Source organism: Agrobacterium sp. LY4 (assembly GCF_001526585.1).
GTDB classification, from domain to species: domain Bacteria; phylum Pseudomonadota; class Alphaproteobacteria; order Rhizobiales; family Rhizobiaceae; genus Agrobacterium; species Agrobacterium leguminum.
Window position 1 is genome coordinate 137940 of record NZ_ASYA01000011.1, and the last position, 6589, is coordinate 144528.

6 protein-coding genes are annotated in these 6589 nt (G+C 59.6%); all 6 read right to left on the bottom strand.

Features of this window, described 5'->3' with window-relative positions; all coding sequences use genetic code 11:
• Position 1: 1 nt before the first annotated feature.
• On the bottom strand, positions 2 to 922 hold the full coding sequence (locus L904_RS10905; protein WP_035261093.1) for a carbohydrate ABC transporter permease: 921 nt from the start codon (positions 920 to 922) through the stop codon (positions 2 to 4).
• Positions 923 to 925: 3 nt separating this feature from the next.
• A complete protein-coding gene (locus tag L904_RS10910; RefSeq protein ID WP_035261095.1) occupies positions 926 to 1792 on the bottom strand; it encodes a carbohydrate ABC transporter permease in 867 nt (288 codons plus the stop codon).
• Positions 1793 to 1794: 2 nt separating this feature from the next.
• Positions 1795 to 2865, bottom strand: coding sequence for an ABC transporter ATP-binding protein (locus L904_RS10915; protein ID WP_035261097.1), 1071 nt, complete (start codon positions 2863 to 2865; stop codon positions 1795 to 1797).
• Between the two features lie 12 nt (positions 2866 to 2877).
• The gene (locus L904_RS10920; protein ID WP_035261099.1) at positions 2878 to 3948 is read right to left on the bottom strand and encodes an ABC transporter ATP-binding protein; all 1071 of its coding nucleotides are present in this window, start codon (positions 3946 to 3948) and stop codon (positions 2878 to 2880) included.
• Positions 3949 to 3984: 36 nt separating this feature from the next.
• Positions 3985 to 5508, bottom strand: coding sequence for a glycerol-3-phosphate dehydrogenase (locus L904_RS10925; RefSeq protein WP_035261101.1), 1524 nt, complete (start codon positions 5506 to 5508; stop codon positions 3985 to 3987).
• Positions 5509 to 5616: 108 nt separating this feature from the next.
• Positions 5617 to 6390, bottom strand: a complete 774-nt coding sequence (locus L904_RS10930) for a DeoR/GlpR family DNA-binding transcription regulator (RefSeq protein ID WP_020812079.1) — start codon at positions 6388 to 6390, stop codon at positions 5617 to 5619.
• Positions 6391 to 6589: the final 199 nt, after the last annotated feature.

Here is a 6589-nt window from a genome sequence, read left to right on the forward strand (position 1 = left end):
GTCAAACCCTCCCGAGCGCAAAGCCCTTGGCGATGTAATTGCGCACGAACCAGATCACCAGCGCGCCGGGGATCAGTGTCAGCACGCCGGCGGCGGCAAGCAGGCCCCAGTCCATGCCGGCGGCAGAGACGGTGCGCGTCATGGTCGCGGCAATCGGCTTGGCGTCCGTCGTCGTCAGCGTGCGGGCGATCAGAAGCTCGACCCACGAGAACATGAAGCTGAAGAAGCAGGCGACACCGATGCCGGAAGCGATGAGCGGCATGAAAATCTTCACGAAGAATTTCGGGAAGGAATAGCCGTCAATATAGGCGGTCTCGTCGATTTCCTTCGGCACGCCGGACATGAAACCTTCGAGAATCCACACCGCCAGCGGCACGTTGAACAGGCAATGCGCCAGCGCCACAGCGATATGCGTGTCAATCAGCCCGAAAGCCGAATAAAGCTGGAAGAAGGGCAGCGCGAAAACGGCCGGCGGCGCCATGCGGTTGGTCAAAAGCCAGAAGAACAGGTGCTTGTCGCCCAGAAAACGATAGCGCGAGAAGGCGTAGGCCGCCGGCAGCGCCACTGCGACCGAGATCACCATGTTCATGACGACATAGATGATCGAATTGATATAGCCCGAATACCAGGATGAATCGGTGAAGATCGTCCGGTAGTTCTGTAATGTCGGCTGATGCGGATAAAGCGTCATGGACGACACGATTTCCGTGTTCGTCTTGAAGCTCATATTGACGAGCCAGTAGATCGGAACAAGCAGCAGCAGGATATAGATCGTCGGCACCAGCCAGGAAAAACGCGACGGCCCATGGTGGCGACGCCGCGCATTGACGGCAAGGCCGGATCGTCCCGTCGCAGTGGCTCTCACCGGCGAACTGCCGATGCCGTTGCGCTCCACGCTTGTGGTGACATTCGAGGCGCTCATGTCTCAAGTCTCCGCGTCGTGGCTGGTCATGACGGTGTAGAACACCCAGGACAGCAGCAGGATGATGAGGAAGTAGATCAGCGACATGGCCGCCGCCGGCCCGAGGTCGAACTGGCCGAGCGCCATCTTCACGAGATCGATGGACAGGAAGGTGGTGGAATTGCCCGGACCGCCGCCGGTGACGACGAAAGGCTCGGTATAGATCATGAAACTGTCCATGAAGCGCAGCAGGAAAGCGATCAGCAGCACCCGCTTCATCTTCGGCAGCTGGATGTAACGGAACACCGCAAAACGCGACGCGCCATCGATCCTGGCTGCCTGATAATAGGCATCCGGAATGGAAACGAGGCTGGCATAGCACAGAAGCACGACAAGGCTCGTCCAGTGCCAGACATCCATGATGACGACCGTGATCCACGCATCGACCGGATCGTTGACATAGTTGTAATCGAGCCCAAGCTGATTGGCGTAATAACCGAGCAGGCCGATATCGCTGCGGCCGAAAACCTGCCAGATGGTGCCGACGACATTCCACGGCACCAGCAGCGGCAGCGCCATGGTGACGAGGCAGACCGGCACGCCGATACCGGATTTCGGCATTTTGAGCGCGATGAAGATGCCGAGCGGAATTTCTATCGCCAGGATGATGCCGGAAAACAGCAGGTTGCGCCCCAGCGCATCCCAGAAACGGTCCGAGGCCAGAATCTCCTCGAACCATTGCGTTCCCGCCCAGAAGAACTGGTTATTGCCGAACGTATCCTGCACCGAATAATTCACGACGGTCATCAGCGGAATGACGGCGGAAAAGGCGACCAGCACCAAAACCGGCAGCACCATGAACCACGCCTTGTTGTTCCAGCTCTTTTCCATGGTCAGGCCCCCATCTTTACACGCCACGAGTCGGCGAAGACGCCGATGGCGGCCGGATCGAAGCGAACACCCGCTTCCGCCGGGATTTCCTCGTCTTCGGCAACGACGATCGCGAGTTTCTGGCCGGCGAACCGGGCGCGCACAATCTTCTGCCGGCCGATATCCTCGACCTTGTCGACAGTGATGGGCATGCCGCCCCGCTCCAGCCGGACGAATTCCGGGCGGATGCCGATCTCGATGCGTTGCGCTCCATCGACCTTTGGTACACCGGCCAGCGGCACACCAAGGCCGCCGACCACGGCGGTCGCGCCGTCTATCTTGGCGGGAAGCACATTCATGCCCGGCGAGCCGATGAAATAACCGACGAAGGTATGTCCCGGCCGTTCGAAAAGCTCAGCCGGCGTGCCGATCTGGACGATCTGCCCGTCATACATGACCACAACCTTGTCGGCGAAGGTCAGCGCTTCGGTCTGGTCATGGGTGACATAAACCATGGTGAAACCGGACTGCCGGTGCAGCCGCTTTAGCTGCGAGCGCAGCACCCATTTCATATGCGGGTCGATCACCGTCAGCGGCTCGTCGAAGAGGATGGCGTTGACATCGGACCGCACCAGCCCGCGCGCCAGCGAAATCTTCTGTTTCTGATCCGCCGTCAGACCACGCGCATGGCGTTTGGCCATGCCGGAAAGATCGGTCATTTCGAGGATTTCCCGCACCCGACGGTCGACCTCGGCCTCCGGCACATGCCGGTTGCGCAGCGGAAAGGCCAGATTGTCGTAGACCGTCATCGTGTCGTAGACGACCGGGAACTGGAATACCTGCGCAATATTGCGGTCTTCCGTGGCGAAATCCGTCACGTCGGTTCCATCAAAGGCGATGCGGCCTTCGGAGGGGCGCAGCAGCCCGGAAATGATGTTGAGCAGCGTGGTCTTGCCGCAGCCGGAAGGGCCGAGCAGCGCATAGGCGCCGCCGTCCTCCCATTCATGATGGACTTCCTTCAGTGCATAGTCGCCGGCAGCCTGCGCCTTTGCGTTATAGGCGTGTCGGATGTGATCGAGCGTGATGCGTGCCATGACCGATCTCCCTCAAGCCGCTTCGCCGATGGCGCGGCCATTCGCGTCAAAGGCCATCAGGTGTTTTGTATCGAGAAACAGCTCTATGTCCCTGTCCGGCTCGATGTCGTGAATGCCATGCGCGAGCATGACCCAGCGCCGGCCCGAAAATTCCACATGCACGAAGCTTTCCGATCCGGCGATTTCCGAAATCAGCGTCCGCGCCCGGATCGACTGGCGGGCCTCGCCCTTTGCCTGCGGGAAAAGATGATGCGGCTGGAAAGCGATGGTCAAAGGTCCATCCGGCACGGCGGCAAGATGCGCCGGCACTGCAATCACCGCCCGGTCGGCACGGGTGAATGCAGCGCCCGCCTTGACGACCTCGATGGTGTTGAGCGGCGGGTCTGCAAAAATTTCCGCGGTGACGATATCCACCGGACGCCGGTAAACCTCGATGGTGCGGCTGAACTGCGTTACCCTGCCCTCGTTGAGCGTTGCGGTATTGCCGCCCAAAAGCAGCGCCTCGGAAGGTTCGGTGGTGGCATAAACGAAGATGGCGCCGGATTCGGAGAAAATGCGCGGCAGTTCCTCGCGCAACTCTTCGCGCAGCTTGTAATCGAGATTGGCCAGAGGCTCATCGAGCAGCACCAGATTGGCGTTCTTGACGATGGCGCGGGCAAGTGCCGTTCGCTGCTGCTGACCGCCGGAAAGATTGAGCGGCGTGCGGTCGAGATAGGGCGTCAGCTTCAGAAGTTCGGCGGCTTTCCTCACTTCCCTGTCGATGGTCGCCTGATCCTTGCCGGCAACGCGCATGGGCGAGGCGATGTTTTCGTAAACGCTGAGCGCCGGATAGTTGATGAACTGCTGATAGACCATGGCGACGTTGCGCTTCTGCACCGGCCATCCCGTCACATCTTCGCCGTTAAAAAAGATCGAGCCGGCGCTCGGCTTGTCCAGCCCCGCCATCAGCCGCATCAGCGTCGTCTTGCCCGAAAGTGTCGGTCCAAGCAGGACGTTCAGGCTTCCGCGCTGCAACGTCAGATCGGTCGGGTGAATATGATATTCACCGCCAACCATCTTCGAGACGTTTCGCAATTCAAGCATGGTGATCCAAAGCCTCCTCCGCTTTTATCCGGATCGTCAGATTGCCCTTAAGCGCCCACCTGCAATGTCTTCGACATAATCCTCCAGCCCACGCACCTCTTCCGGGGTAAAAAAGAGCCCCTGCTTGGTGCGGCGCCACAGAATATCCTCGGCCGTCAGCGCCCATTCCCGCGCCATCAGCCAGCGAACCTCAGCCTCGTAGAGCGTACCGCCGAAATACCGCCCGAGCGCCGCCGCCTCTGTGGCATTGCCGATCAGTACCGCCGCATCCGTTCCGTAGCAGCGCACAAGCCGCTCCGCATGACGCTCTTCAAGAAAGGGGTAACGCGACCGCAGCGCCGAAACTTCCGCGGTGTAGGCCTCGGCGCCGAAATTTCCACCCGGCAAATGCGAGCCCGCCGTCCATGGCGCACCCTTTTCACCCAGCGCATCGCCGATTTTTTCAAGAGCATGTTCGGCAAGCCGCCGATAAGTGGTGAGCTTGCCGCCGAAAATATTGAGAAGCGGCGCTTCGCCTTCCGCCCCTTCGGTTTTCAGCACATAATCGCGGGTCGCTTCCTGCGCTTTCGAAGCCCCGTCATCGAACAGCGGGCGCACGCCGGAATAGGTCCAGACGATATCCGCCGGCTCTACCGGTTCAGCGAAATATTCGCTCGCCGCATTGCAAAGATAGCTGATCTCCTCGTCGCTGATCTTAACAGCCCGGGGGTCGGCGGTATAGTCGCGATCCGTCGTGCCGATCAGCGTAAAGTCTTGTTCGTAGGGAATGGCGAAGATGATCCGCCCGTCCGGATTCTGGAAAAAATACGCACGCGGATCGGAAAATTTTTTGCGCACGATAATGTGGCTGCCCTGCACCAGGCGGACATTATGGACATTGTTTTTGCCGAATGCCGAGGACAGCACCTTGTCCACCCAGGGACCAGCGGCATTCACCAGCATGCGCGCCCGGTAGGTCTTGGTCTCTCCGGTCGCATTTTTCGTTTCGACCCGCCAGAAGGCGCCTTCGCGCCGGGCCGAAACCACCTGCGTGCGGTTGAGGATGAGCGCGCCGCGATTGGCGGCGTCGCGGGCATTCAGCACCACCAGACGGGCATCGTCCACCCAGCCATCCGAATATTCGAAGGCGCGGGCAAAAATCGGTTTCAAAGGTTTCCCGGCGGGATCGCGCCGCAGATCGAGCGAGCGGGTCGCGGGCAGAAGCTTGCGGCCGCCGAGATGATCGTAGAGAAATAGCCCGAGACGCACGAGCCAGGCCGGGCGCACGCCACCCTTCTGGAACGGCAATACGAAGCGCATGGGCCAGATGATGTGCGGCGCCATGGCCCACAGCACCTCACGTTCCATCAGCGCTTCGCGCACCAGACGAAACTCGTAATGTTCGAGATAACGCAAACCGCCATGGATAAGCTTGGTGGCGGCGGATGAGGTGCCGGAGGCGAAATCGTTCATTTCCGCAAGCACGACGGAATAGCCCCTGCCGACGGCGTCACGCGCGATGCCGCAGCCATTGATACCGCCGCCGATCACGAAAATATCGTGGATTGCCTCGTCAGACATGGATCCTCCCGCGCTTTCATCGACGCTCTCCTCATCGACATACTGAAAGCACGGACATCTAATTCGAAGACAAAACGAATGTCAAACGAAATTCATGGGCTGTCCCGGTCAGGACTCGACCATCTCGGTTTCGATCAACCGGACGTCATGATCGGCACAGATGGAGCGGATCGAATCCACCGGACAATGATCGGTGATGAAAGTATGCACCTGGGAAAGATGGCCGATACGAACCGGAGCCGTGCGCTCGAATTTGAGCGAATCCGACACCAGAATGACATGGCGCGCATTGGAGATGATTGCCTGCGCGACCTTGACCTCACGAAAGTCGAAATCCAGCAAAGCGCCATCCTCATCGATGGCCGAAACGCCGATGACCGCGAAATCAACCTTGAACTGGCGGATGAAATCCACCGCCGCCTCGCCGACGATACCGCCATCGGAACCGCGCACGACACCGCCGGCAATCACCACCTCGATACCGGGGAAAACCCTCAACCTGTTGGCAACATTGATGTTGTTGGTGATGACCATCAACTCGTGATGATCCGCCAGCGCTTCACCCACGGCTTCGGTCGTCGTGCCGATATTGATGAAGAGTGACGAGTTGTTGGGGATGAGGGCGGCAGCGGCGGCGCCTATCGCCTGCTTTTCGGAAGAGGCTATCGCCCGACGCGCCTCGTATTTGACGTTTTCGTTGCCGCTTGGAAAAAGCGCGCCGCCGTGGATGCGGGTCAGAACCCGCGTATCGCAGAGATCGTTTAGATCCTTGCGGATCGTCTGGGGAGTGACTGAGAACCGCGCCGCCAGCTCGTCGACCAGCACCCGCCCGTTCGCTTTCGCCAGCGCAACGATTTCATCCTGACGCGGTGTGAGCAGCATTTCACCCTCCCTCCTCTTTCAATTTTTTCGTTTTATTGAAGAGCGAACGAAAAACCAATGTCAAGGGACGGTTTTCAGCCATGGCCCGCAGCGGCCGGTGCGAACCGGCCGGCGAAAGATAGCGCGCTTGTCGTCGCACCCTGTCCACGCGCACTGCGTTCAGCGTTTATCCCATCCGCTCGGAAGCATAACTTCCCGG

What these genes read in the sequence shown, in the direction of transcription:
- L904_RS10905 (WP_035261093.1), bottom strand. Translation starts at nt 922, where the DNA reads ATGAGCGCCTCGAATGTCACCACAAGCGTGGAGCGCAACGGCATCGGC.
- L904_RS10910 (WP_035261095.1), bottom strand. Translation starts at nt 1,792, where the DNA reads ATGGAAAAGAGCTGGAACAACAAGGCGTGGTTCATGGTGCTGCCGGTT.
- L904_RS10915 (WP_035261097.1), bottom strand. Translation starts at nt 2,865, where the DNA reads ATGGCACGCATCACGCTCGATCACATCCGACACGCCTATAACGCAAAG.
- L904_RS10920 (WP_035261099.1), bottom strand. Translation starts at nt 3,948, where the DNA reads ATGCTTGAATTGCGAAACGTCTCGAAGATGGTTGGCGGTGAATATCAT.
- L904_RS10925 (WP_035261101.1), bottom strand. Translation starts at nt 5,508, where the DNA reads ATGTCTGACGAGGCAATCCACGATATTTTCGTGATCGGCGGCGGTATC.
- L904_RS10930 (WP_020812079.1), bottom strand. Translation starts at nt 6,390, where the DNA reads ATGCTGCTCACACCGCGTCAGGATGAAATCGTTGCGCTGGCGAAAGCG.